This is a genomic window from Magnetospirillum sp. LM-5 (genome assembly GCF_902729445.1).
GTDB lineage: Bacteria > Pseudomonadota > Alphaproteobacteria > Rhodospirillales > Magnetospirillaceae > Magnetospirillum.
Window position 1 is genome coordinate 102,675 of the sequence record NZ_CACVCE010000067.1, and the last position, 22,601, is coordinate 125,275.

The following is a 22,601-nucleotide window of genomic DNA, read 5'->3' on the forward strand; positions in this document are numbered from 1 at the left end:
GAGACCTGAGATGGAAGAGGATTTCGAGGGCGGAATCGTCAAGAAGTTCATGTATGTGAACCGCAAGGCCCCCTATGGCACCGTCTATGCGCTGGAAGTGCTGGAAATGGTGCTGATTTCGGCGGCCTTCGACCAGGATGTGCATGTCGCGTTCCTGGATGACGGCATCTACCAGATCAAGAAGGGCCAGGACACCAAGGAACTTGGCCACAAGAACTTCTCGCCGACCTATCGGGCGCTGGAAGGCTATGACATCGAGAAGCTGTATGTCGAACAGGAAAGCCTGGACGAACGCGGCCTGACCGAAGCCGATCTTCTGGTTCCCGTCGAGGTCATCAGCCGCGCCGACATGGCCAAGCTGATGGGCGAGATGGACGTGATCCTGACCGCGTAAAGGGGCAAAACCGATGAGCATTCTGCACACCGTCAACAAGAGCCCCTTCGAGCGTTCGAACCTCGACAGCTGCCTGAAGCACGCCAATGCCGGCGATTCGGTGCTGTTGCTGGAAGACGCCGTGGTCGCCGCCATCGCCGGCACCGCCTTCGCCGCCCGTCTGACCGACGCGGCCAAGATGGTCAAGCTGTGCGTGCTGGGCGCCGATCTCAAGGCGCGTGGGCTTGATCCGGCCAAGGTCATCGACGGCGTCGCCGTCGTCGATTACGCCGCCTTCGTCGACATGGCCGCCGCCAACAACGCGGTCCATGCCTGGTTATAATCTCGGGGTACCCAAATAAATAGGGAGAGTGGAGACATGGCTTATTCTGTTTCGGGCAAGAGCATCGAGGCCGATGAAGAGGGTTACCTGGTTGACATCAACCAGTGGAACGAAGAGCTGGCCGATCTGATCGCCAAGGACGAGGGCATCACCATGAGCCCCGAGCATTGGGAAGTCGTCAACTTCCTGCGCGAATATTATGCCGAGTACCAGATTGCTCCGGCCGTGCGCGTGCTCACCAAGGCCATCGCCAAGAAGATGGGCCCGGAAAAGGGCAGCAACAAGTACCTGTACGAGCTGTTCCCGTACGGCCCCGGCAAGCAGGCGTGCAAGATCGCGGGTCTGCCCAAGCCGACCGGCTGCGTCTAAGGTTTTCGTTGGCGTCGCCCCCGCGTAAGCGGGGGCCCAGTTCCAAGCTGGATGTCCGCGTTCGCGCGGACATGACGGGACTTTGCGTGCGTGAAGGGACTGCTTCGGCGGGAGCGAGGAAGACGTGACAACCCTATTCGCCATCCTGTTCTACGCGGCGTTCGCCGTGCTGCTGGCCGGCCTGGGCTTCAAGATTGCCCAGTACGCCCGCACGCCCGCGCCGTTGAAGATCCCCACCACCCCCGGGCCGATCACCACCCCCGGAATCGCCTTCCGTCTGGGACGCGAGGCGGTGCTGTTCGAAAGCCTGTTCAAGTCCAACAAGCCCTTGTGGATTTTCGCCATCATCTTCCACTTCGGCCTGTTCGTGGTGCTGGCGCGCCACCTGCGCTATTTCCAGGAGCCGGTGTGGTTCTGGGTCGGCCTGGTCCAGCCGTTCGGCCTGTATGCCGGCCTGGCGATGGTCGCCGGCCTGGGCCTGCTGCTGCTCCGCCGGTTCGTGATCGACCGCGTCGCCTATGTCACCAGCCCGTCCGACATCTTGATGCTGCTGCTGTTGCTGGGCATCGGGATCAGCGGCCTGGGCATGACCACGGTTGCCCATACCGACATCATCGCGGTCAAGGCGTTCTTCCTGGGGCTGATGCGCTTTTCCCTGCAGCCGCTGCCGACCGATCCGGCCCTGCTGGTCCATCTGGCGCTGGTGGCGGTTCTGATGATCGTCTTCCCGTTCTCGAAGCTTTTGCATGCGCCCGGACTGTTCTTCAGCCCGACCCGCAATCAGAAAGACGACCCGCGCGAGCGCCGCCATCTGTCCGACTGGGCGGCGAAACTCGAAGCGGGAAGGAACTGACCCATGGCCGATATCGACATTCCCGTCCTGGGTGATCCCGCCGAGCGCGAGATTCCGGCGGTCCATCCCGGTGCGATGGCCGGCTCGAAGCCCTATGTCGCCCAAGCCGTCCACCAGGAGCCGCTGGGCTTCGCCGGCGAACTGCCCGAGGATTGGCAGGCCAAGGCGCTGGGCCGCATGGGCGACCTGCTGGGCCGCTACCGCTCGCTGCAGGTGTTCATGGACATCTGCGTCAAGTGCGGCGCCTGCACCGACAAGTGCCATTATTTCATCGGCACCGGCGACCCCAAGAACATGCCGGTGGCCCGTCAGGACCTGTTCCGCTCGGTCTATCGCCGCTATTTCACCCCGGCCGGCCGCGCGTTGGGCGCCATCGGCCTGGGCAGCCTGGTCGGCGCCAAGGAATTCACCCGCGAGCTGCTGGACGAGTGGTTCAACTACTTCCACCAGTGCTCGCAGTGCCGCCGCTGCTCGGTGTTCTGCCCCTACGGCATCGATACCGCCGAGGTGTCGATGGCCGCGCGCGATGTGATGAACCACATCGGCATGGGCCATAAATACGCCAACGAGATCATCGGCAAGGTCCACAAGATCGGCAACAATCTGGGCCTGCCGGCTCCGGCCTTGCTCGATACGCTGGAAGGGCTGGAAGAGGACGTCAAGGACGACACCGGCGCCGACGTCAAGTTCCCGATCGATGTCGAGGGCGCCGAGGTCCTGCTGGTCACGCCCTCGGCCGACTTCTTCGCCGAGCCGCATGTCTTGGGTCTGATCGGCTATGCCAAGGTGTTTCATGCCGCCGGCATCTCGTGGACCTTGTCCACCAAGGCCTCGGAAGCCGGCAATTTCGGCATGTTCATCGGCAATTACGAGCAGATGCGCAAGATTTCCATGCGTATCCGCGAGGCCGCCCAGGAACTGAAGGTCAAGCGCATCGTCTTCGGCGAATGCGGCCACGCCTGGCGCGTCGCCTATTCCTTCCTTAACACCCTGGCCGGTCCGTGGGACTTCCTGGACCCGCGCTATCCGGTGCCGCAGCACATCCTGGAAGTCACCGACGGCCTGATCAAGAAGGGCGGCATCAAGCTCGACAAGTCCGGCAATGACGGCATGGTGCTGACCGTGCACGATTCGTGCAACGTGGCCCGCGCCAGCCGGATGGGCGACTGCCCCGGCGGCCAGTTCACCATTCCGCGCGACGTCATCAAGGCCAGCGTGCCCAAGTTCGTCGATATGCACCCCGACACCACCCACGAGAAGACTTTCTGCTGTGGCGGCGGTGGCGGCTTGCTGACCGACGAGTTGATGGATCTGCGCGTCAAGGGCGCCAAGCCCCGCATGGAAGCCCTGAAGGACGTGATCGACCGCGAAGGCGTCACCCACATGGCCGCCATGTGCGCGATTTGCAAGGCCCAGTTTACCAAGATCCTGCCGATCTACGGCTACGACAGAGAGATGGTGGTTTCGGTTCACCAGCTGGTGAGCAACTCCATCCTTCTCGGCAACAACGATTAAGATAAGTTCAAGGGAGACCACCATGGCTAAGACCACCGCCAAGGCCATCACCGAGGGCATGAATTTCCGCCGTTACAAGGACGGCGATCACAAGCCGTCGGCCTGGCAGGACGAGATCTTCAAGGCCGGATGGTCGCACAAGTGCCCGACCTACGTGCTGCGCACGCCGCCCTGCTCGGGCTCGTGCCCGTCGGGACACGACATCCGCGGCTGGCTGGACATCGTGCGCGGCATCGAAAAGCCCGCCGAAGGCCAGAGCTGGCAGGAATACGCCTTCCGCCGCATGACCGAGGCCAACCCGTTCCCGTCGGTGATGGGCCGCGTCTGCCCGGCGCCCTGCGAGCAGGGTTGCAATCGCAACATGGTCGAAGAGCATGTCGGCATCAATTCGGTCGAGCATTTCGTCGGCGATTGGGCCATCGAAAACAACATGACCTTCGCCAAGCCGGATCATGAAACCGGCAAGAAGATCGCCGTCATCGGTGGCGGCCCGGCCGGCCTGTCGGCGGCGTATCAGCTGCGCAAGAAGGGCCACTCGGTCACTTTGTTCGAGGACAAGCCGGAACTGGGCGGCTTCATGCGCTATGGCATTCCCGGCTACCGCACGCCGCGCGACAAGCTGGACGCCGAGATCAAGCGCATCATCGACACCGGCATCACCGTCAAGACCAATTGCCGTGTCGGCCGTGATCTGAAGGTCGCCGACCTGGAACGCGATTTCGACGCCATCTTCTGGGGTGTGGGCACCCATTCCGGCCGCGGCCTGCCGATCCCCGGCTGGGCCGATACCCCCAATTGCGTCTCGGGCGTCGCCTTCCTGAAGGCCTTCAACGAGGGTCGCCTGCAGGCGGTCACCGGCCGCATCATCGTCGTCGGCGGTGGCGACACCTCGATCGACGTCGCCTCGGTGGCCCGTCGCCTGGGTCACATCAAGGAAGTGTCGAGCCAGGACCGCATCGAGCACATCATCCTGGGCCAGACCGCCCACGACGTCGCCGCCACCGCCCAGCGCGAGGGCTGCACCACCACGCTGACCAGCTTGTTCCCGGTCGAGAAGATGATGGCCGCCGAGCGCGAGGTGGAAGACGCCAAGCGTGAAGGCATCGACATCAAGGGCGGCGTGATGCCCCTCGAGGTGCTGAAGGGCGCCGACGGCCGCGCCACCGGCCTCAAGATGTGCAAGTGCACCATGAACGGCATGGTCCCCGAGCCGATCGCCGGCACCGAATTCATCGTCGAGGGCGACCTGATCGTCGCCGCCATCGGCCAGAAGGGCGATCTGGTCGATCTGCCGGAAATGGACAATGGCAACGGCTTCATCAATGCCGACAAGACCATGCGGGTGCCGGGCAAGCCGAAGCATTTCGTCGGTGGCGATGTGGTCCGTCCGCATCTGTTGACCACCGCCGTCGGCCATGGCCGCATCGCCGCCGCCTCGATCGAGGAATTCCTGGACTCGGGTGAAATCAGCAAGCGTCCCAAGGTCGATGTTCACCAGTTCAACCTGTTGAACAAGCTGCGCGAGACCAACCTGTCGCCTGAGACCTATGACGGCACCGCCACCCGGGGCACCTCGACCGCCAAGTTCGCCGTCCACAATTTCGAGGACCGCGCCTCGGCCGAGATCATCCCGCACGACCAGCTGTTCCTGGGCCACTTCACCCAGGTCGCGCGCAACCACCGCGACGAGGTGCATATCGGCGCCGACGAGGTGATCGGCAATTTCGCCGAGCGCCTGATGCCGCTCTCGGAAAAGACCGTCGTCGACGAGGCCAAGCGCTGCATGTCGTGCGGTCTGTGCTTCGAGTGCGACAATTGCGTGGTGTTCTGCCCGCAAGGCGCGGTCAGCCGCGTCTCGAAGAAGGAACGCACCACCGGCCGCTATGTGGAAACCGATTACGCGAAGTGCATCGGTTGCCATATCTGCTTCGACGTGTGCCCGACCGGGTACATCCAGATGGGCCTGGGCGAGTAAGGATCGACGGCCATGCGCGCTTGGGTGCTGTCATTGCTGATGGGGTTGGTCTGGCTGACCGGTCAGGCCTGGGCGGGCGATATTTCGCCCGTCATCCCCAAGGCGCAAGGGGCGTGCGTCGATGAGCCGCAGGCCATGCGACGCCATCATTTCGACTTTCTGAAGCACCAGCGCGACGACACGCTGCGGTCGGGCATTCGGGGCGCCAAGTATTCCTTGAAGGAATGCGTGTCGTGCCATGCCCTGCGCGGCCATGACGGCAAGGCGGTCCCGGTCAATGCCGAAGGCCAGTTCTGCCAGTCGTGCCATTCCTATGCCGCGGTGTCGATCGATTGCTTCACCTGCCACGCCACCGTGCCGGACAAGGCGCCGAAAACGGCCGGAGTGACCCAATGACCGAGACCACTCGCCGCGATCTGCTGAAGGGAGCCGCCGGGGCCGTTGTCCTGGCCCCCGGCCTGACCCTGATCGCCGCCGAAGCCCAGGCCCGCGCGCCTGGCTCCGCCGCCAGCGCCGCCAACCGCTTTGGGATGCTGATCGATACAAGGAAGTGCGATGCCGGCTGCACCGCCTGCGTCGATGCCTGCAAGACCGAGATGGGGCTGGCCGGTCACGACCGTCCCGCCACCGACGCCCAATATATCCGCAAGGTGAACGTCAAGGACCCGACCTCGGGTGCTGCCCATTCGGTGCCGGTGATGTGCCAGCATTGCGCCAAGCCGCCTTGCGTCGATGTCTGTCCGACCGGGGCCAGCATGAAGCGGGCCGACGGCGTCGTCTTGGTCGATCGCCACATCTGCATCGGCTGCCGCTATTGCATGATGGCCTGTCCCTACAAGGCGCGCTCGTTCGCCCACGAGGACCAGACCAATCAGCGCGAAGCCAATCCGCGCGGCAAGGGCTGCGTCGAGGCCTGCACGCTGTGCGCCCACCGCATTGATGCCGGCGGCCAGCCGGCTTGCGTCGAGGCCTGCGCCGCCACCGGCAAGGCGGCGATGCTGTTCGGCGATCTGGCCGACCCCAATTCCGAATTGTCCCGCCGCGTCGCGGCCGAGGCCAGCACCCGCATCCGCGCCGATCTGGGCACCGGTCCGGCCGTGCGCTATCAGGGGATCTGACCATGAAGCGCATCACCTTCCGGGAACTGACCCCGATGACCACCGGCTGGCTGGCCCTGATGGGCGCCCTGGCGGTCCTGGCCGCCATCGCCGGCGCCGCCGTGCTGTACATGGAACATCAAGGCCATTGGGTCACCGGCATGACCAACCAGATCGTCTGGGGCATGCCGCACGTCTTCGCCATCTTCCTGATCGTCGCCGCCTCGGGGGCGTTGAACGTCGCCTCGATCGGCTCGGTGTTCGGGCGCGAGCCCTATCAGCCGCTGGGGCGGCTGTCGGGCCTGTTGGCCATTGCCCTGCTGGCCGGCGGCCTGGCGGTGCTGGTGCTTGATCTCGGTCGGCCCGACCGGCTGATCGTCGCCATGACCCACTTCAATTTCAAGTCGATCTTCGCGTGGAACGTCATCTTGTATTCCGGCTTCTTCGCCATCGTCGGCGCCTATCTGTGGACGATGATGGATTGGAAGATGAAGGGCTATTACAAGGGCGCCGCCGTCGCCGCCTTCGTCTGGCGCCTGGTGCTGACCACCGGTACCGGCTCGATCTTCGGGTTCCTGATGGCCCGCGACGCCTATAACTCGGCGGTGATGGCGCCGTTGTTCATCGCCATGTCCTTCGCCTTCGGCCTGGCCGCCTTCATCTTGGTGGTGATGGGCGCCTATGCGGGAAGCGGCCGGCCGGTGGCGCCCGAACTGGTCACCCGCATGGGCCGTCTGCTCGGGCTGTTCTGCGCCGCCAATTTGTATTTCGTCGCGGTTCAGCATCTGACCGCGCTTTACATGGCCGATCGCGGCGCGGTCGAGGCCTTCATCCTGGCCGATGGCGGCATCTACACCCTGCTGTTCTGGGGCGTCCAGGTGGCCCTGGGCGGGCTGGTGCCGATGGCCATTCTGTTCTCGAAGAACGCCACCCGCTGCACCGTGCGTTTCGCCGCCATCCTGGTGATGATCGGCGGCTTCGCCCAGGTCTATGTCATCCTGATCGGCGGTCAGGCCTTCCCGTTGACCCTGTTCCCGGGGATGGAGGTGTCGTCCGCGTTCCAGGATGGGGTGGTCGGGGCCTATGCCCCCAGCCTGCCCGAGATCCTGCTGGGCATCGGCGGTTTCGCCGTCGCCGGCCTGATCACCCTGGTCGGCGCCACCTTCCTGCGCATCCTGCCGGACAGCCTGGCGGCCGAATAATCATCCTCGAAATCAGTCGCAAAAGACGGCGCGGGCCCATGGGCCCGCGCCGTTTGCATTTGTGGACAATTTTACTCAAATTAATATTGGTTGTGTCATAAATACACATATAACACCATTTGTTGTAGTGTTGATGCAACTGGGTTATATTCTGTTCAAGAGTTCCTCCTTGGGACGAAAGCCATGGGTACCCCAGTCTGCGCTCCGATCCTGCCAACGGCCGACCCGATCGACACCGTGCGCACTTTGCTCCGTCACGACATCGCCGCCATTTTGCGCAAGAACCTGCCGGCCCTGAAGCTGGTGGCCGAGGACAAGGTCTATGACAAGGTGATGGACGACCCGATCCTGCTGGATCAGGGTTTCCGCCTGCTGAGATCCAAGCCCGAACTGTTCAAGGAGGTGGTGCGCACCCGCGAGCGGACCCTGCCTTCGTCGGATACCGATCCCTTGTGGTGCGGCCGCACCTTGGCCGAGGCGGTGGCCTTGGTGGTGCGGGCCTGTGCCCGGCGCTATTTCCGCCGTCGTCTGAAGGCGCCCAAACTGACGCTTACCCCGCCCAAGCCGCCGTTGCTGTTCCAGATCGGGCTGGCTTTGGGCCTGGTCGATCCGCCCCGCGCGCCCAAGCGCAAGGCCCAGCCGACGCCGGGCGAGAAGCTGTATCTGGCGATCCGCGATTTCCTGCTTTACGACTGGCAGGTGCCGCTGATCCCGGCCTATGCGGCTTTGTCGCCGGCCACGGTGGTCGGGCTGGGTCCGCGCATCCTGGACTTCCGCGACCCGCTGAAGCTGCAATTGCTGGCTGACGAAAATATCGGCCACGCCTTGGTCGAGGGGAAGACCCCGCTGCTGCTGTCCGATGCCGGCAAGATGATCAATTCCGACAACATCGACGCCGAGATGCTGTGGAGCGTGTGCCAGAAGATGCGCCTGGGCGCCCTGTTCCCCGATTTCAACGCGACCGAGATGCGCAAGGCGGTGGCGATGATCGCGGCGACCAGCCCGGTGGCGCTGAAGGCGTTCCTGCCGGTCCTGGGCGACGACATCCGCAAGTTCACGCTGTACCTGTTCACCACCTATGCCTGCTTCGGGCCGACCCGCTATCGCCAGGTGCTGGGCGCGCACGCGCAAGGCTGGGTGATCGAGGCGATGGCCAAGCGCGCCGCCCGCGAGCCGGCGCTTTCCGGCACCCACGAGGAAATGAAGGCGACCATCGAAACCTGGCTGAACAGTGCGGTGGCTGCGCTGGATCAGTCGGACAAGGATCGGGCCGAGGCTTACCAGTCACTGGATCGGGTGAAGTAGGCAAGATTTCGCCAATTGCCGCCGACAGGCGCGCCATGCAATCATCCTTCGGGTGTTTTGGAATGATCTCATGGGCAATCTGGACCGACTGCGCGCGCATCGCGACGAAATCCTGTCCCTGGCCTCCAGGTTCGGCGCTCGTAACTTGCGCGTCTTCGGCTCGGTCGCCCGGGACGAGGACAATCCGTCCAGCGACATCGATTTGCTGGTCGAGTGGAGTGATCAGGCCAGTCTGACCGATTGGGTCGGGTTCCAACAGGAAGCCGAGCGGGTCCTGGGGACGAGGGTCGATGTCGTCTCCGAGGCTTCGTTGCACTGGTATGTTCGCGACAAGATTCTGGCGGAAGCTCGCCCGCTGCCATGAAGGACCCCCGCCTCTATCTGCTCCATATCGCCGAGTGCATCGCAAAGATCGCGCGCTATACCGCGGCGGGGGCTACGGCGATGGACGAACCTATGGTGGCTGATGCGGTGTTGCGCAATCTGCAGACCCTCAGCGAGGCGGCGCAGCGTCTGCCCGACGACGTCAAGGCACGGCACCCCGAGATTCCATGGCAAAGAATTGCCGGTTTTCGCAACATCCTGGTGCACGACTATCTTGGCGGGATCGACAATTCGCTGGTCTGGCGGGTGATCCAGGACGAATTGCCGCGCCTGAAAGCAGTAATCGAAGCGGAATTGGCGGCTTAAGCCCCCTTCTCGCGCTTTTCCACCCGCTTCATCGACAAGATCAGGCAGACCACAGCCCAGGCGATGGTGACCGCCAGCGACAGCAGATAAGCGGGCGAGGCCAGCATGGACATGGCGTCGCCATAAAAGGGCGCGCGGATGATGTTCAGCGCGTGGTGCACCGGGTTGATCGCCATCACCACATTGATCCAGCCGGCGGCGCCGGAAACCGGAAACAGGGCGCCCGACAGCATCCACAAGGGCATCAGGAACACCATCATCACCGCGTGGAAGCCCGAGGTCGATTTCATCCCCCAGGCGATCAGGAAGCCCAGGGCGGCGAAGCCGGTGCCGGTCAGCACGAAGCCGGCCAACAACAGCAGGAAGCCGCCGACGCTGAAGGACAATCCCAGGAAGGGGGCGGCGATGGTGAACAGCAGCACCTGGACCAGGGCGATCAGCACCGAGCCCATCACCTTGCCCAGAACGATGGCCAGACGCGACACCGGGGCGACCAGCACGCCTTGCAGGAAGCCGGCGTCGCGGTCCTCGATGATGGTGATGCACGAGAAGATGCTGGCGAACAGCAGCATCATCACCATCACGCCGGGATAGAAATATTCCAGATAGGTCATCTGCTCCATGCCGGCCGGCTTGAAGCTGGTGCCCATGCCGGCGCCCAGGAAGGCCCAGAACATCAGGGGCTGGGCGATGGCGCCGATGACCCTTTGCGGCTGGCGGGCGAAGCGGGTGAACTCGCGGCGTGCCAGCGAGACGGCGACGCGGATCATCTGGGTTCTCCCGGGTGGTCGGCCATCTCGGGCATGGCCCGGCCGGTGACGTGGACGAACACGTCTTCAAGGTCCGGCTGTTTGATGGAAATCGACAAGATGTCGCCCCGCCAGCGTTCCAGGATGCGCTCCAGAAGCGGCAGGCCTTCGCCGTTTTCGGTTTCTTCCAGGCGCAATTCGTCGCCGTGGCGGCGGATGGCCAGGCCCAGATGGGCGCGCAATTCGTCCCCCAGAGAGTCGGGGTCCTTGGCGCGGACCACCACCATCTCGGTGCCGATCAGGGCCCTCAGTGCCGCCGGGCTGTCATAGGCCAGCAGGCGGCCTTCGCGCATGATGGCGACACGGTCGACATTCTCGGCCTCGGCGAAGACGTGGCTGGTCATCAGCACCGTCATGGCCCGCTCCTTTTGCAGCCGGTGCAGGGCGTCCAGGAAGGCCCGGCGCGAACCCGGGTCCAGCCCGGTGGTCGGCTCGTCCAGCAGCAGGACCTTGGGCCGGGTCATCATCACCTTGGCCAGTTCGACCTGGCGGGCCAGGCCGCCCGACAGCGTTTCGACCTTGTCGTTTTGACGATCCTTGAGGTCGGTCCAGGCCAGGGCGTCATCCTTGCGCGCCTGGAACTCGGGCCCGCCGATGCCGTAAAGGTCGGCGTGGATGCGGATGTTTTCCGCCACCGTCAGATGCTTGTCGACCGCCGGGCTTTGGAACACCACCCCCATGATGCGCCGCACCTCGGCGCCCTGGCTGGCCAGGTCGAAGCCGCCGATGGTCACGGCTCCCCGGCTGGGGGTGGCCAGCCCGCACAGGATGCGAAACAGGGTCGATTTGCCCGACCCGTTCGGTCCCGACAGGATGGTGAACTGTCCTTCCGGCACGTCGAGCGACAGGTCGAACAGGGCGGTGCGCTCGGGCTGTTTGCGGCCGGCGGGATAGACGTGGCGAAGCTGGTCGATGCGGATCATGAGGTGCTGCTTACTTCAGGTGGCGGGCGGGCGCAAGCACCCCGGTCAAGCGCGGCAGTTTTATAATCATTTTAAACTTTGCGCAAGGAACGGCAGAAGGCGGCGAAGCGGGGCCCCCATGGGCTGGCGCCGACGCTGCGCAGGTGGGCATAGGTGGCCAGGGCGTTCCTGACGATCAGCCCGTCGCGGTTCTGTCCGATGCCGGCGCCGCGGACCACCTCGTAGGCGAAGCGGGCTTCGGCTTCCAGATTCTCGATGCGGGAATGGTGGAATTCGTGGGCCGGGACCACGGCGGGGCCTTGTTCCAGGCGCGGCCAGGGGAAATCGGCGGTCTCGCGCAGGCGGACATAGCCGCGCCCTTGCGGCCTTGCATGCATCACCGCATCGCCCGGCACCAGCCCGACCATCTCGCGCCGGGTGCCGTGCCAGACGATGGCGCGCGACAGATACATCAGGCCGCCGCATTCGGCATAGATCGGCAGGCCGGCCTGGGCCTTCGTCAGCAGGTCGGCGCGGAAGGATCGGTTGGCCTCCAGCCGTTCCGCGGCTGTCTCGGGGAAGCCGCCACCGATGAACAGGCCATCCAGATCGTCGGGCAGGGTGGAATCGGACAGCGCGTTCAGGAATACCAGTTCGGCGCCGGCGGCCTTCAGGGCATCGAAATCGTCGGGATAATAGAAGCCGAAGGCGGGATCCTTCAGCACGCCGATCCGCAAATCCGGCACGGGCCAGGCGGCGGGCGAGGGGAACACTTCCGTCTCGGGGGCGGTGGCGGCCAGGGCGATGATGGCGTCCAGATCGACCTGAGCGGCGACGCAGGACTGCAAACTGGCGATGGCGGCAGCGGCCTCGGCCGCTTCGTTGGCCGGGACCAGGCCCAGATGGCGTTCCATGATTTCCATCTCGGGCGAGCGATGGACGGCGCCGACCACCGGAATGCCGGTGTAATGGGCGACCACGTCGCGCAGCTTCTTCTCGTGCCGGGGGCCGCCGACCTTGTTCAGGATCACGCCGGCGATGCGAATGGACTCGTCGAAGGCCTGATAGCCCTTCAGCAAGGGCGCGATGCCCCGGGTCATGCCGGTGGTATCGACCACCAGCACCACCGGAGCCTCCAGCCAGGCGGCCAGGCTGGCGCTGGAATTGGACCCTTCCAGATCCATGCCGTCGAACAGGCCCTTATTGCCCTCGATCAGGCTGATGTCGGCGCCACGGCTGAAACGCTCGAAGCTTTCGCGGATCAGCTTGGGCGGCTGGGTGTGGAAATCCAGGTTGCGGCAGGTGCGCCCGCAGGCGGCCGACAGCCACAAGGGGTCGATATAGTCTGGTCCCTTCTTGAAGGGCTGCACCGCCAGCCCCCGGGCGGCCAGAGCGGCGGCCAGCCCGACGGTGACGGTGGTCTTGCCCGAGGATTTATGCGCCGCCGAGATCAGCAGGCGCGGGGCTTGGCGAGTGTTCATGCCCGTGGGCCTACCCACGGGCATGCAGCCGCCATTGAGGCGGCGGCCAAGGGCGCGGATGCGCCCGCCCGGCGAGGGCAAACCAAGTTCACACCGCCCCCGGGATGCGGGTCTTGATGCGGTCGCGCCACATCGCCTGCGCGGCTCCTTCGGCCTCGGCCACCGAGGCGGCGCGGCCGGAATACCGCAGCACGATGGCGATGGTGCCGGCGATGGCGGCGGCCGCCACCTCGTCCTTGTCCTCGCCGGTCCACAGCGCCTTCAGGCGCGGCAACTCCAGCCCGTCCTCCTTGTCGCGGGTGCCGGCGATCAGCGCCGGCCATTCCTCGGTGCCGGGCTGGCCGTCGGCCAGGAAGGCCACCGTGCAATCCTTCTCGGGCCGGCGCTCGACCTCGCCGCCGTCGCCCTTGAACACCGCGGCGAAACGCTCGCCCATCAGGCGCGAGCCTTCCTGGTGCACCGGCATGTAGGGCGGGTGGGTGACGCCGTTGATGGTGAAGGCGGCGCCAAACGGGTTGACCATGCGCGCCACCGTGTGGATCGGCGAGCGCAACCCCAGCAATTGGCGCAGGCCCATCACCTGATGCAGGCGGGGCGACAGGGCTTCCAGCGTCATATAGGCGAAATTGTGGGCACGCAGCTGGGCGCAGGCCTGTTCGGCGCTGGTTGCCGCCGGCACGCCCAGCGAGGCCAGGGCCTCGGACGAATAGACCCGGCCGGCGGTGTGGTTCTCGGCTCCGTGCATGAACACCGAAATGCCGTGCTGGGCCAGGGTCAGCGCTGCCAGCAGGTAATGGGGCAATTGCCGCGACTTGCCGGCATAGGACGCCCAGTCCACGTCCACCTTGGGGGCGTCGGCCGGAAGCGTGATGGAATCCTTGATGGCCAGCGCCAGGCCGGCGGCTTCCTCGGGCAGCTCGGTCTTGACCCGCAGCAGGCACAGGAAGGCGCCCAGCTGGGCCTGTTCGACCTCGCCCTTCATGATCATGGTCATGGCGGCGCGGGCCTCGTCCATGGTCAGTGGCCGCGACAGGTTGGGGCCCTTGCCGAGAATGCGGACATATTGCGCAAAGGGATGTTCCTGCGGCGTGGCGCCATGTGCACGGGGATGAGCCAAAGCCTGTCTTCCTTGATCCAGTGGGGCGGCGGTAAAGGTTCAGTTTATCCTGATATGCCGGGGGAGGCGCAAGCCTTGACCGAACCGCGGCGCACGGTCTATAAAACTGAACCGTTCAGTTCAGAGTCCGCCATGAAAAAGCGCCTGCTTCCCGTGTTGGCCCTCCTGGTCCTTGTCAGCGCCTTCTTCGGCTGGCGGTGGTGGACCGATCTGCGTTTCGAGCAGACCACCGACGATGCCTATGTCGAAGGCGACATCACCCACCTGTCGGCCAAGGTGGCCGGCCATGTCGCGGCGGTGCTGGCCGCCGACAATCAGGCGGTCAAGGCGGGCGATGTGCTGCTGCGCCTCGACGACCGCGACCAGCGGGCCAGGCGCGACGAGGCGGCGGCCCTGGTGGCGGCCAGGGCGGCGCAACTCGAGCAATTGGACGACAAAGTGGCGGTGCAACTGGCGCTGCTGACCCAGGCGGGGGCCGGCATCTCGGCGGCCCAGGCCGATCTGGTCCGCAGCCGCGCCGACCTGGAACGCACCCGCGCCCTGGTGCGCGACGATTATGTCAGCCGCCAGCGCTTCGACAAGGAAACCGCCGACGCCGCCAAGGCCGAGGCCGGGCTGAAGGGCTCGGCGGCCGGGGCCAACGCCGCCAAGCGGCAGGTGGCGGTGCTGGAAAGCGACCGCGCCATCGCCATCGCCCAACTGGACCAGGCCAAGGCGCAATTGACCCTGGCCGAAAGCGACCTGGATTCCACCATCATCCGCGCCCCCATCGACGGAATCGTCGGCAACCGGGCGGCCCGGCTCGGGTCCTATGTGCGGCCCGGCCAGCATCTGCTGACGGTGGTGCCGGTGCATGGTCTGTGGGTCGAGGCCAATTTCAAGGAAACCCAGCTGACCCGCATCCGCCCCGGCCAAGTGGCGCGCCTGAAGGTCGATGCCTTTCCCGATGTGGAATTGACCGGCCGGGTCGCCAGCTTTTCACCGGCCTCGGGGGCCAAGTTCAGCCTGCTGCCGCCGGAAAACGCCACCGGCAACTTCACCAAGGTCGTGCAACGGGTGCCGGTGCGAATCGAACTGGCGGCCGACCATCCGCTGATCGGGCGCCTGGCGCCGGGCCTGTCGGTGGTGGCGACGGTGCGGACCGGGCCATGAGGACCAATCGATGAGTCCGGCCGATCCGCGACTGCTGGTCCGACCGGAAGACCGGGTGGTATCGGTCCGCGACTGGATCGGCTTCATGGCCATGGTGCTGGGCATGTTCATGGCCATCCTGGACATCCAGATCGTGGCCAGCTCGATCGCCCAGATCCAGGCCGGCCTGTCGGCCTCGGCCGACGAGATCAGCTGGGTCCAGACCGCCTATCTGATCGCCGAGGTGGTGATGATCCCGCTGTCGGGCTGGGCGGCGAAGGTGTTCTCGACCCGCTGGCTGTTCCTGGCCTCGTGCGTCACCTTCACTGTCGCCTCGGTGGCCTGCGCCATGGCCTGGAGCATCGAATCGATGATCGTCTTTCGCGCCATCCAGGGCTTCCTGGGCGGCGCGATGATCCCCACGGTGTTCGCCACCTCGTACCTGATGTTTCCGCCGCGCAGCCAGGCCGGCATCTCGGTGCTGATCGGGCTGGTGGCGACCATGGCCCCGACGCTGGGGCCGACGCTGGGCGGCTGGCTGACCGAGGCGTTCAGCTGGCACTGGCTGTTCCTGATCAATATCGTCCCCGGCCTGGCGGTGGCGAGCCTGGTGGCGACCTTCGTCGATGTCGATCGGCCGCGCCTGTCGATGCTGAAGGGTTTCGACATGGCCGGCATCGTGCTGGTGGCGCTGTTCCTGGGCTCGCTGCAATACATCCTGGAAGAAGGCCCCGGCGACGATTGGTTCGACGAGCCGAAGATCGTGGTGATGTCGGCCCTGTGCGCCGTCGCCGGCCTGGCCTTCCTGTGGCGCGAACTGACCTGCGCCCAGCCGGTGGTCGAGTTGAAGGCCTTCGCCGACCGCAACTTCGCCGTCGGATGCCTGTACAGCTTCATCATCGGTATCGGCCTTTACGGCTCGGTCTACGTCATCCCGCTGTTCCTGGGCCGGGTGCGCGGCTATTCCGCCCTGGAAATCGGTCTGACCATGATGGTCACCGGCGCCTTTCAGTTCCTGTCGGCGCCGCTGGCCGGCAATCTGGCCCGCCACATCGACTTGCGCGCCATGCTGGGCCTGGGCCTGGGCCTGTTCGGGGCCGGCCTGTGGCTGAACCATGTGCTGACCAGCGAATGGGGCTATTGGGAGATGTTCCTGCCCCAGGCGGTGCGCGGTCTGTCCTTGATGTTCTGCTTCGTGCCGATCAACGCGGTGGCCTTGGGCCATCTGGCCCCGGCGGCGGTGCAGAACGCGTCGGGGCTTTACAATCTGATGCGCAATCTGGGCGGTGCCATTGGCCTGGCCGCCATCACCACCGCCCTGGGCGATCGCGTCGATTTCCACTATGCCCGGCTGGCGGAAAAGGTGACCTGGGACAATCTGGAAGCGGTGACCCGCCTGGGCGAGATTTCCGCCCGCATGGCGGCGATGGTTCCGGGTGATCCCGATCAGGCGGCCCTGAAGGTGCTGGTCAACCTGACCAAGCAGCAGGCCATGACCATGGCCTTCGGCGACGTCCTGCTGGGCATGAGCCTGGTGTTCGTGGCTGGCCTGGCGTTGATGCCGCTGGTCCACAAGGTCGGCCACCCGTCGGCGGGTGGCGGCGGCCACTGAAAAAAGCGCTGCCCGGGACTGAAGTTTCCTCCAGTCCCGGGCCTGCGACGTCATCCTACCACTTGATCTGTTCCAGGTTGTCGAAATCGACCACGGTCTCGCCATGGGCGGTGGTCAGGTGCACCTCGCCAGCGACGTCCTGGCCGACCGCGTCGGACAGGTCCTGCGTGTCCGCCCAGCCCGAGCCGGCACCACCGATGAAGGTGTCGTTGACGGCACCGGCCTCGATCTTCTCGACGCTTTGGACATTGCCGATCCAGATGGCGTCGTTGCCTTCGGTCATGCTCCCCAGCAAGCTTCGCATCAGGGCAGAAAGCCCGGACGCAATGCGTTCCGGGTGCATGTGAAGTCCATAGCTTGGGAAATTCTAAAAATTACAATCGCAATGTAAGTGAAGTGTAAAAAAGTAAAGAAATATTTGCGCAGTCATCCGCCTGTATTTGTCGCTATCATTTGTAATATTGTCGAATATGTTGGGCATTGTGCGTAAAAATCGTTGGTCATGTCTACGTGTGTCGTTCGTTATGGCCGTTAGTATTTTCATCATAGCGTTTGGGGCTGCGTTCTGACGTCGCCAGCATCAGGATTAGCCCGGCCCCGGCGGCAAGGCCGCCGGTGGCCGCCGGAACGATAGCCCAGGCGCGCATGGTCGCATCCAGCCTGAGATAGACGTTGGCGACCCAGCCCGTGCCGCCCAGCAGCAGCAGCAGGCCGAGGTCGCAATGCCGCCCAGGATGGCGAGCCACGCCGCCAGCCGCATTCCCTTGAGTAACATTCTTCCTGTTCCCCCCTGTGCTTCAACCCCCGCAACCACCAGAAAATCATTCCGTGAAGGGGGGGCGGCCAGCGCAAACTTTGCATTTGTTCTTATCGTTGGGGCGTTTACCCTGTTCAGCCGGATGGGCGTGGGAAATGCGTTGAAGGGGTGGGGGCAGGGGCAGCTATCGGGCACGATCGATCGCGGGTGTGCCCATTTTAGTCCCGACCGTGGCGGGGACTTTCGGCTGGGCAATGGCCTGTTCTGGATCGGTTTTTTCGTGGAGTTTAGTCTGTGGGAGTGATGCTGCGTCTGGTTGGCTACGCTGCCATTTTGTTCGGGCTGGGAGTGGCCGGGGCAATGGTCATGGTCAATTCCGGCGAACTGCAAGTCCTCTTCGGGGTCTTCGCCCTGGGCGGCCTTGGCGTCGTCGTGATTGGTGGCGTGCTGCTCGCCGTCGGCGCTCTTGTGGGACGAGGCAAGGCGAAGGAGTCGGGTCCGCGGCTTACTCCCGAGCAGCAGCAGATTTTGGACGCCCAGGAATTCCAGGCCACACGCGGTGGTGAGCAAGGGTCAGATTAGATCGCCCGGTCTGCGTGGGGGCATTCCCCTGAGAATTACCAAGAACTCAGCCGTAACCTTCCGGCAGTGGGTGGCCGACATTCACGGCCGGGACTGTCGCTCGGAAGCCATCCCAGGATGAAGGGGGGCACTTTCGAGGCGATAATCATGCCTGCGTTGTGACGGCGACAGCGCTGTTACACCAAGATTGCCTTGAGCTTCGTCGCACTGCTTCCGCAGCCCTTCTTTCGGGCTGATCGGCAATGCGTGCTAAGTGTTTGATTTAACTGGTGCCGGCGGAGGGACTCGAACCCCCGACCTTGGCTTTACGAAAGCCCTGCTCTACCAACTGAGCTACGCCGGCATCTAGGGCGGCGCCCAAGTTCGGCACCGCGAAGGCCCGGAAGTTATCCGCAGCCAAAGACAAAAGCAAGGGGTCAGGGACGGACGAACCGGGCTCGGGCGCCTCGCTCGATGGCCGCGGCAACCAGGCGATCGACCTCCAGCTTGTGGCGGATCAGTTCCAGCAAGCGCATCACCTCGGGGTGGGGCTCGCCGTCCGAGGCCGCGACGTCGCAGGCCAGCGCATAGGCGGTTTCGCGCAGCCAGGCCGGCAATGACGCCTTGATGACGTCCAACGCTCCGGCCATCCCGGTTTCAGAATCCAGCAACTCGGCGCAGGCCGCCGTGGTCTTGATCAGCAGCGCCGGATCGTACTCGCGAAAGATCGGCAGAAATCGAACGATTTCACCAATGGTTTCCAGTTCGGCGTCGGTCATGTCACCGTCACACGCGGAAACCATCACCATGACGTAAACCAGACCGGCGTGATGGCTGAGCATGGCTTATCCTCGAAAGCGGCAAACAACAGATTTCCAAGGACTTTAGGCTTGCGGCCTCACGTTCCGTCAAGCATAGAATTCCAGCGGGGTCGCGTTTGCCCGTACGGGCGACAGGAGAAGGCAGGGATGGCCACTAAAACCGTATTAGTTGTGGACGATAGCCGGGTGGCCCGCATGATGACCCGCCACCTGATCGAACAGAACCGGCCAAGCTGGATCATCGTCGAGGCCGAGACCGGCGAGCAGGCGGTCGAGCGCTTCCAGGACGTGCGGCCGGACTTCACCTTGATGGACGTCAACATGCCCGGCATCGACGGGCTGGAGGCCAGCCGGCGTATCCGCGCCATCGATCAGGCGGCGGTGATCACCTTGTTGACCGCCAACATCCAGGACCCGATCCGCCACCATGCCGACGAGATCGGCATCGGCTTCATCAACAAGCCCTTGCGTGTCGAAGCTCTGCTGGCTTTCCTGGTCGAAGAGGCGCCATGACCTTCCTCATCGGTGACCTCGAACGCGACGCCATCACGGAATTGCTGAACATCGCCATCGGACAGGCCGCCGCCGGCCTGTCGCAATTGGTCGAGGACGAGGTGCGCCTGTCGGTGCCGTTCGTCGATTTCCTGACCCCGGACCAGGCCGCCCGGCGCCTGGACATCGAAACCAAGGGCGGCGACGCCGTGGCGGTGCGCCAGCATTTCAACGGCCCATTCGCCGGCGACATCTTGCTGCTGTTCCCGGAACGGCGCAGCCTGGATCTGGTTCGCCACATGCTGGGCGACGAGGTGCCGCTCAGCCAGTTGACCGAGCTGGAGCAAGAAGCGCTGCAAGAGGTCGGCAACATCATCCTGAACGGCTGCCTGGGCAGCCTGGCAAACCAGTTGAACATGCGGGTGGAAAGCTCGCTGCCGACCTATCTGCGCGGGCCGGGCTCGCGCATCCTGGCCGGCGGCGGTGTCGGCGGCGCCCGTGACGCCGCCACGGACAGCCAGGGGCTGGCGATGTTCCTGCACGTCGATTTCGCCCTGTTGAACAAGGATATCGACGGTTACCTCGCCTTCATCATGGACATCGCTTCGGCCGAACGCTTCGTCGATGCCGTCCGTGCCTATCTGGACGGCCGGATCTAGGATGAAGGAACCGGTCCAGCCTCGCCTGCTGCATGCCCTGTCCGATGCCGCCGAGATCGGTTTGGTCCTGACCGACGGTCACGGGCGGGTGATGTTGTGGAACGACTGGATGGCCAAGGCCTCCCGCATCGCCGAAATCGACGCCAAGGGGCGTCGGCTGGACGAAATCTTCCCCCAGCTCGACGGCAAGCGGGTGGTGGCGGCCGTCGACGACGCGGTCGGCAAGGGCCTGTCGGCGGTGCTGACCTCGTCCTTGAACCGGACGCTGTTCCCGCTGTGGCACGACGGACGGATCCCCGGCAAGCCGGAGCCGATGCATCAGATCGTGGTGGTCAAGCCGGTCAATGACGATGGTGGTCAGCAGGTCTGCCTGGTCCAGGTCTTCGACGTCACCAGCATGGCGCATCGCGAGGCATTATTGCGCCAGCAGGCCCGCACCACCGAGGCACTGGCCGAGAATTACCGTCTGTCGGAGCTGCACAACCGGGCCATCGTCGACAATACCGCCGACGCCATCATCACCTTCGGGGCCGACGGCGCCATCGGCACCTACAATCCGGCGGCCGAGCGGATTTTCGGCTACGACCCCTATGAAATCGTCGGCAAGCCGATCTCGGTGCTGATCCCGGAGCTGGTCACCGATCATGGCGGAATCGATGCTGCCGCCTTGTCGGGCGAACACCGCGAGCGGTCGGGCCTGCGCAAGATCGGCGCCACCTTCCCGCTGGAATTGTCGGTCAGCGAGATGGAGTTGGGCGGCCAGCAATTGTACGTCGCCATCGCCCACGACATCACCGAACGAAAACAGGCCGAGGAAGACCTGCGCACCCAGAAGGAATGGCTGTCGACCCTGATCAACGCCATGCCCGATCTGGTTTGCTTCAAGGACGGCAAGGGCCGCTGGCTGGTGGCCAACCAGTTCTATCTGGATGTGGCCGGACTGACCGGGATCGATTATCAGGGCCGTTCCGCCATCGAGCTGGCGCGGGTGTGCAAGGGCGACAGCGATTTCCTGCTGGGCACCCTGGCCTCGGACGAGCGGGCGTGGAAGGAACGCGCCCCCATCGGCTATGAAAAGGAAATCAAAAGCCCGGGCGGGACGCCCAAGATCTTCGACGTGGTCAAGATTCCGCTGTTCCATGGCGACGGCAGCCGGCGCGGCATGGTCCTGGTCGGGCGCGACGTCACCGAGCGCAAGCTGGCCGCCGCCCGCATCGAGCATCTGGCCCATCACGACAGCCTGACCAGCCTGCCCAACCGGGTGCTGTTCCAGGAACGGCTGCGCAGCGCGCTGGGCCAAGCCAAGCGCAACGACTTCCGGGTGGCGCTGATGTTCCTGGATCTCGACAAGTTCAAGGACATCAACGACACGCTGGGCCACCATGTCGGCGACATGTTGTTGAAGGCGGTGGCCAAGCGGCTGCAACGCTGCGTGCGCGAGACCGACACCGTGGCCCGGCTGGGCGGCGACGAATTCGCCGTGGTGCTGACCAATCTGGTCGACCCGGAAGGGGCATCCAACGTCGCCGAAAGCATCATTTCCGCCATCAGCGACCCGTTCGGCCTGGACGAGCACGAGGTGCTGACCTCGACCTCGATCGGCATCACCCTTTACCCCGACGACGCCACCGATTCCGACACCTTGCTGAAGAACGCCGATCTGGCGATGTTTCGGTCCAAGGCGGAAGGGCGCAACAACTACCATTTCTACATCTCGGAAATGGACGCCGAGGTGCAGGCCCGCAAGGTGGTCGAGCGCGACCTACGCCTGGCGCTGGGGACCGAGCAGCTGGAACTGCATTACCAGCCGCTGGTCGAGGTGGCGACCGGCCAGGTGGTCGGCTGCGAGGCGCTGATCCGCTGGAAGCATCCGACCCGGGGCTGGGTCAGCCCGGCCGAGTTCATCCCCATCGCCGAACGCACCGACCTGATCGCCCCCTTGGGTCGCTGGATCCTGCACCGTGCCTGCCTGCAGGGCCGCGACTGGGCGCGCGAGGGGCTGCCGCCGATGAAGATCGCCGTCAATTTGTCGCCGGCCCAGTTCAAGCATCATCAAGGCCTGGTGGCGATGGTGGCCGACATCCTGGCCCAGACCGGCCTGCCGGCGAGCCAGTTGCAGCTGGAAATCACCGAAGGCATCGCCATGCACAATATCGACGCCACCCTCGAGGTGCTGCGTCAATTGCGCGAGATGGGGGCCTTGATCTCGATCGACGATTTCGGCACCGGTTATTCGTCGCTGAACTATCTGAAGCGTTTCCCGGTGGACAAGCTGAAGATCGATCGCTCGTTCGTGGTCGATATCGGGCTGCACCCCGACAATGCGGCGGTGGTGCAGGCCATCGTCAATCTGGGCCACAGCTTGGGCACCCGCGTCAATGTCGAGGGCGTCGAGACCCGCGAGCAGCTGGATTTCCTGATCGCCCACAAGGTGGACGAGGCGCAGGGATTCTTGTTCTCGAAGGCGCTGCCGGCCGACCAATTCGCCGAATTCGTCACCAAGCACAGCCCCTGGCCGATTCACCAGGGGTAAGTCC

Annotated in this window: 25 protein-coding genes and 1 tRNA gene; 18 read left to right on the top strand and 8 right to left on the bottom strand. The window is 64.6% G+C overall.

Going from position 1 to position 22,601, the window contains the following annotated elements:
• Positions 1-10: 10 nt before the first annotated feature.
• The 12 genes from tusC to MTBLM5_RS16975 all read left to right on the top strand — a co-directional run bounded on the left by tusC (position 11) and on the right by MTBLM5_RS16975 (position 9,722).
• A complete protein-coding gene (gene tusC, locus MTBLM5_RS16920; protein WP_173977224.1) occupies positions 11-394 on the top strand; it encodes a sulfurtransferase complex subunit TusC in 384 nt (127 codons plus the stop codon).
• Positions 395-407: 13 nt separating this feature from the next.
• The gene (gene tusB / locus MTBLM5_RS16925) at positions 408-716 is read left to right on the top strand and encodes a sulfurtransferase complex subunit TusB (RefSeq protein WP_173977225.1); all 309 of its coding nucleotides are present in this window, start codon (positions 408-410) and stop codon (positions 714-716) included.
• A 36-nt stretch (positions 717-752) separates the two neighbouring features.
• Entirely contained in the window at positions 753-1,085 is a 333-nt protein-coding gene (locus tag MTBLM5_RS16930) for a TusE/DsrC/DsvC family sulfur relay protein (protein WP_068504868.1), read from the top strand.
• A 124-nt stretch (positions 1,086-1,209) separates the two neighbouring features.
• On the top strand, positions 1,210-1,938 hold the full coding sequence (locus MTBLM5_RS16935) for a respiratory nitrate reductase subunit gamma (RefSeq protein WP_173977226.1): 729 nt from the start codon (positions 1,210-1,212) through the stop codon (positions 1,936-1,938).
• Positions 1,939-1,941: 3 nt separating this feature from the next.
• Positions 1,942-3,453, top strand: a complete 1,512-nt coding sequence (gene dsrK, locus MTBLM5_RS16940) for a sulfate reduction electron transfer complex DsrMKJOP subunit DsrK (protein WP_173977227.1) — start codon at positions 1,942-1,944, stop codon at positions 3,451-3,453.
• A gap of 22 nt (positions 3,454-3,475) precedes the next feature.
• Positions 3,476-5,428, top strand: coding sequence for an NAD(P)-binding protein (locus tag MTBLM5_RS16945; RefSeq protein ID WP_173977228.1), 1,953 nt, complete (start codon positions 3,476-3,478; stop codon positions 5,426-5,428).
• Between the two features lie 12 nt (positions 5,429-5,440).
• Positions 5,441-5,824: a cytochrome c3 family protein gene (locus MTBLM5_RS16950; protein WP_173977229.1), complete on the top strand. Its 384-nt coding sequence runs from the start codon at positions 5,441-5,443 to the stop codon at positions 5,822-5,824.
• The gene (dsrO, locus tag MTBLM5_RS16955; RefSeq protein WP_173977230.1) at positions 5,821-6,546 is read left to right on the top strand and encodes a sulfate reduction electron transfer complex DsrMKJOP subunit DsrO; all 726 of its coding nucleotides are present in this window, start codon (positions 5,821-5,823) and stop codon (positions 6,544-6,546) included. Before MTBLM5_RS16950 ends, dsrO begins: the two co-directional genes overlap by 4 nt.
• A gap of 2 nt (positions 6,547-6,548) precedes the next feature.
• Complete coding sequence (gene nrfD, locus MTBLM5_RS16960; protein WP_173977231.1) at positions 6,549-7,727, top strand: NrfD/PsrC family molybdoenzyme membrane anchor subunit; 1,179 nt, start codon at positions 6,549-6,551, stop codon at positions 7,725-7,727.
• Positions 7,728-7,910: 183 nt separating this feature from the next.
• On the top strand, positions 7,911-9,032 hold the full coding sequence (locus tag MTBLM5_RS16965; protein ID WP_173977232.1) for a hypothetical protein: 1,122 nt from the start codon (positions 7,911-7,913) through the stop codon (positions 9,030-9,032).
• 70 nt (positions 9,033-9,102) lie between these two features.
• Entirely contained in the window at positions 9,103-9,396 is a 294-nt protein-coding gene (locus MTBLM5_RS16970; RefSeq protein WP_068504881.1) for a nucleotidyltransferase family protein, read from the top strand.
• The gene (locus MTBLM5_RS16975; protein ID WP_173977233.1) at positions 9,393-9,722 is read left to right on the top strand and encodes a DUF86 domain-containing protein; all 330 of its coding nucleotides are present in this window, start codon (positions 9,393-9,395) and stop codon (positions 9,720-9,722) included. The genes MTBLM5_RS16970 and MTBLM5_RS16975 overlap by 4 nt, the downstream gene beginning before the upstream one ends.
• On the opposite strand, the gene MTBLM5_RS16980 is transcribed toward MTBLM5_RS16975, so the two are convergent.
• The 4 genes from MTBLM5_RS16980 to MTBLM5_RS16995 form a co-directional block, all read right to left on the bottom strand.
• A complete protein-coding gene (locus MTBLM5_RS16980) occupies positions 9,719-10,492 on the bottom strand; it encodes an ABC transporter permease (protein WP_173977234.1) in 774 nt (257 codons plus the stop codon). The genes MTBLM5_RS16975 and MTBLM5_RS16980 overlap by 4 nt on opposite strands.
• Complete coding sequence (locus MTBLM5_RS16985; protein ID WP_173977235.1) at positions 10,489-11,454, bottom strand: ABC transporter ATP-binding protein; 966 nt, start codon at positions 11,452-11,454, stop codon at positions 10,489-10,491. Before MTBLM5_RS16985 ends, MTBLM5_RS16980 begins: the two co-directional genes overlap by 4 nt.
• A 71-nt stretch (positions 11,455-11,525) precedes the next feature.
• Positions 11,526-12,914 (bottom strand): cobyrinate a,c-diamide synthase, encoded by a 1,389-nt coding sequence (locus tag MTBLM5_RS16990; protein ID WP_173977236.1) that lies wholly within the window; start codon positions 12,912-12,914, stop codon positions 11,526-11,528.
• Positions 12,915-13,002: 88 nt separating this feature from the next.
• On the bottom strand, positions 13,003-14,031 hold the full coding sequence (locus MTBLM5_RS16995) for a glycosyl transferase family protein (RefSeq protein ID WP_173977237.1): 1,029 nt from the start codon (positions 14,029-14,031) through the stop codon (positions 13,003-13,005).
• 132 nt (positions 14,032-14,163) lie between these two features.
• Here MTBLM5_RS16995 and MTBLM5_RS17000 point away from each other — a divergent pair, with 132 nt between their 5' ends.
• Both MTBLM5_RS17000 and MTBLM5_RS17005 read left to right on the top strand, forming a co-directional pair.
• On the top strand, positions 14,164-15,183 hold the full coding sequence (locus MTBLM5_RS17000) for an HlyD family secretion protein (protein WP_173977238.1): 1,020 nt from the start codon (positions 14,164-14,166) through the stop codon (positions 15,181-15,183).
• 10 nt (positions 15,184-15,193) lie between these two features.
• The gene (locus tag MTBLM5_RS17005) at positions 15,194-16,774 is read left to right on the top strand and encodes a DHA2 family efflux MFS transporter permease subunit (RefSeq protein ID WP_173977239.1); all 1,581 of its coding nucleotides are present in this window, start codon (positions 15,194-15,196) and stop codon (positions 16,772-16,774) included.
• Positions 16,775-16,829: 55 nt separating this feature from the next.
• Here MTBLM5_RS17005 and MTBLM5_RS17010 read toward each other — a convergent pair whose 3' ends face one another.
• Complete coding sequence (locus MTBLM5_RS17010; RefSeq protein WP_173977240.1) at positions 16,830-17,057, bottom strand: hypothetical protein; 228 nt, start codon at positions 17,055-17,057, stop codon at positions 16,830-16,832.
• Positions 17,058-17,280: 223 nt separating this feature from the next.
• The gene (locus tag MTBLM5_RS17015) at positions 17,281-17,520 is read right to left on the bottom strand and encodes a hypothetical protein (RefSeq protein WP_173977241.1); all 240 of its coding nucleotides are present in this window, start codon (positions 17,518-17,520) and stop codon (positions 17,281-17,283) included.
• Positions 17,521-17,834: 314 nt separating this feature from the next.
• On the opposite strand from MTBLM5_RS17015, the gene MTBLM5_RS17020 reads away from it, so the two are divergent.
• Positions 17,835-18,113: a hypothetical protein gene (locus tag MTBLM5_RS17020; protein ID WP_173977242.1), complete on the top strand. Its 279-nt coding sequence runs from the start codon at positions 17,835-17,837 to the stop codon at positions 18,111-18,113.
• A 267-nt stretch (positions 18,114-18,380) separates the two neighbouring features.
• Here the strand turns inward: MTBLM5_RS17020 and MTBLM5_RS17025 are convergent.
• Together MTBLM5_RS17025 and MTBLM5_RS17030 are read right to left on the bottom strand one after the other, a co-directional pair.
• Positions 18,381-18,456, bottom strand: a tRNA-Thr gene (locus tag MTBLM5_RS17025).
• Between the two features lie 73 nt (positions 18,457-18,529).
• Positions 18,530-18,934, bottom strand: coding sequence for a tellurite resistance TerB family protein (locus tag MTBLM5_RS17030; RefSeq protein ID WP_173977243.1), 405 nt, complete (start codon positions 18,932-18,934; stop codon positions 18,530-18,532).
• 126 nt (positions 18,935-19,060) lie between these two features.
• On the opposite strand from MTBLM5_RS17030, the gene MTBLM5_RS17035 reads away from it, so the two are divergent.
• The 3 genes from MTBLM5_RS17035 to MTBLM5_RS17045 are packed head-to-tail and all read left to right on the top strand — an operon-like array spanning position 19,061 to position 22,597.
• On the top strand, positions 19,061-19,426 hold the full coding sequence (locus tag MTBLM5_RS17035) for a response regulator (protein WP_173977244.1): 366 nt from the start codon (positions 19,061-19,063) through the stop codon (positions 19,424-19,426).
• Positions 19,423-20,064 (top strand): chemotaxis protein CheC, encoded by a 642-nt coding sequence (locus MTBLM5_RS17040; RefSeq protein ID WP_173977245.1) that lies wholly within the window; start codon positions 19,423-19,425, stop codon positions 20,062-20,064. Before MTBLM5_RS17035 ends, MTBLM5_RS17040 begins: the two co-directional genes overlap by 4 nt.
• A 1-nt stretch (position 20,065) precedes the next feature.
• The gene (locus MTBLM5_RS17045; protein WP_173977246.1) at positions 20,066-22,597 is read left to right on the top strand and encodes an EAL domain-containing protein; all 2,532 of its coding nucleotides are present in this window, start codon (positions 20,066-20,068) and stop codon (positions 22,595-22,597) included.
• The last annotated feature ends 4 nt before the right edge of the window (positions 22,598-22,601 follow it).

Excerpts from the sequence above, each read along its gene's own strand:
- MTBLM5_RS17010 (WP_173977240.1), bottom strand. The coding sequence starts at position 17,057 with ATGACCGAAGGCAACGACGCCATCTGGATCGGCAATGTCCAAAGCGTC.
- MTBLM5_RS17005 (WP_173977239.1), top strand. The coding sequence starts at position 15,194 with ATGAGTCCGGCCGATCCGCGACTGCTGGTCCGACCGGAAGACCGGGTG.
- MTBLM5_RS16985 (WP_173977235.1), bottom strand. The coding sequence starts at position 11,454 with ATGATCCGCATCGACCAGCTTCGCCACGTCTATCCCGCCGGCCGCAAA.
- MTBLM5_RS17030 (WP_173977243.1), bottom strand. The coding sequence starts at position 18,934 with ATGCTCAGCCATCACGCCGGTCTGGTTTACGTCATGGTGATGGTTTCC.
- MTBLM5_RS16970 (WP_068504881.1), top strand. The coding sequence starts at position 9,103 with ATGGGCAATCTGGACCGACTGCGCGCGCATCGCGACGAAATCCTGTCC.
- dsrO (WP_173977230.1), top strand. The coding sequence starts at position 5,821 with ATGACCGAGACCACTCGCCGCGATCTGCTGAAGGGAGCCGCCGGGGCC.
- tusC (WP_173977224.1), top strand. The coding sequence starts at position 11 with ATGGAAGAGGATTTCGAGGGCGGAATCGTCAAGAAGTTCATGTATGTG.
- MTBLM5_RS16930 (WP_068504868.1), top strand. The coding sequence starts at position 753 with ATGGCTTATTCTGTTTCGGGCAAGAGCATCGAGGCCGATGAAGAGGGT.
- MTBLM5_RS17035 (WP_173977244.1), top strand. The coding sequence starts at position 19,061 with ATGGCCACTAAAACCGTATTAGTTGTGGACGATAGCCGGGTGGCCCGC.
- MTBLM5_RS16950 (WP_173977229.1), top strand. The coding sequence starts at position 5,441 with ATGCGCGCTTGGGTGCTGTCATTGCTGATGGGGTTGGTCTGGCTGACC.
- tusB (WP_173977225.1), top strand. The coding sequence starts at position 408 with ATGAGCATTCTGCACACCGTCAACAAGAGCCCCTTCGAGCGTTCGAAC.
- nrfD (WP_173977231.1), top strand. The coding sequence starts at position 6,549 with ATGAAGCGCATCACCTTCCGGGAACTGACCCCGATGACCACCGGCTGG.
- MTBLM5_RS16975 (WP_173977233.1), top strand. The coding sequence starts at position 9,393 with ATGAAGGACCCCCGCCTCTATCTGCTCCATATCGCCGAGTGCATCGCA.
- MTBLM5_RS16980 (WP_173977234.1), bottom strand. The coding sequence starts at position 10,492 with ATGATCCGCGTCGCCGTCTCGCTGGCACGCCGCGAGTTCACCCGCTTC.
- MTBLM5_RS16990 (WP_173977236.1), bottom strand. The coding sequence starts at position 12,914 with ATGAACACTCGCCAAGCCCCGCGCCTGCTGATCTCGGCGGCGCATAAA.
- MTBLM5_RS16965 (WP_173977232.1), top strand. The coding sequence starts at position 7,911 with ATGGGTACCCCAGTCTGCGCTCCGATCCTGCCAACGGCCGACCCGATC.
- MTBLM5_RS17045 (WP_173977246.1), top strand. The coding sequence starts at position 20,066 with ATGAAGGAACCGGTCCAGCCTCGCCTGCTGCATGCCCTGTCCGATGCC.
- MTBLM5_RS17020 (WP_173977242.1), top strand. The coding sequence starts at position 17,835 with ATGCTGCGTCTGGTTGGCTACGCTGCCATTTTGTTCGGGCTGGGAGTG.
- dsrK (WP_173977227.1), top strand. The coding sequence starts at position 1,942 with ATGGCCGATATCGACATTCCCGTCCTGGGTGATCCCGCCGAGCGCGAG.
- MTBLM5_RS17040 (WP_173977245.1), top strand. The coding sequence starts at position 19,423 with ATGACCTTCCTCATCGGTGACCTCGAACGCGACGCCATCACGGAATTG.
- MTBLM5_RS17000 (WP_173977238.1), top strand. The coding sequence starts at position 14,164 with ATGAAAAAGCGCCTGCTTCCCGTGTTGGCCCTCCTGGTCCTTGTCAGC.
- MTBLM5_RS16945 (WP_173977228.1), top strand. The coding sequence starts at position 3,476 with ATGGCTAAGACCACCGCCAAGGCCATCACCGAGGGCATGAATTTCCGC.